1 protein-coding gene is annotated in these 876 nt (G+C 46.0%); it reads left to right on the top strand.

What is annotated here, in order from left to right:
* Positions 1–876, top strand: an 876-nt coding sequence (locus DW915_RS15570; protein ID WP_118742437.1) for a transposase, incomplete at both ends; no start/stop codon positions are given.

Raw genomic sequence — 876 nt, forward strand, 5'->3', positions numbered from 1 at the left:
TTACCGTTCTGCTGTCCGCTATCTGGTCGAAGTGTATGAATCTGTGTGGGAAGAACTGGCCCAAATTGAGGAAAGTAAGAAACGTTTCAATGCAGCGGAACATCTGGTGCATACAACGAAACGGAATCCGGCCCGGTTTGATTTTGATTTCTGCTTTCCCAGGATGCCATCCTATTTCAGACGGGCGGCAGTCCAGCATGCGCTTGGGAGTGTATCTTCTTATCGGACGCGTCTGGAACAGTGGAAAGCAGAGGGGGAGAAAACGGGAAAGCCGTATCTGAAAAGTGAACAGTATGCCATGCCTGTTTTTTACCACGATGTCATGTACCGTGAAAACACAGAAGAGGAAGATGCGGCCTTTTTAAAACTGTACGATGGCCATGACTGGAAATGGTTTGCTGTGCGGCTGAAACATACGGATATGGAATATTTAAGAAAACACTGGTCGGGCAAAAAAGCTTCGGCGCCAACGTTGGAGAAAAAGCACGACAAATATTTCCTGCGTTTTACGTATGCGGAAGAGGTATCTTTAAACCGGACACCTGTCAAAGAACAAACGATCTGCAGTGTGGATCTCGGCATCAATACGGATGCAGTCTGTACCATCATGCGTCCAGACGGAACTATCCTGGGAAGAAAGTTTATTAACTTTCCCAGTGACAAAGACCGGACGTACCGTGTGCTGGGACGGATTCGAAGATTTCAGCGGGAACATGGATCGCGTCAGGTGCAGGGAAGATGGGCATATGCAAAACGTCTGAATATAGAGCTTGGCAGAAAAATTGCAAAGGAAATCGTTTTTTATGCATCAGAAAATAAGGCAGATGTGATTGTTTTCGAATATCTGGAAATGAAAGGAAAACTTTCCGGGAAGAA

The organism is Blautia sp. AM42-2 (genome assembly GCF_003480245.1).
GTDB classification, from domain to species: domain Bacteria; phylum Bacillota; class Clostridia; order Lachnospirales; family Lachnospiraceae; genus Fusicatenibacter; species Fusicatenibacter saccharivorans.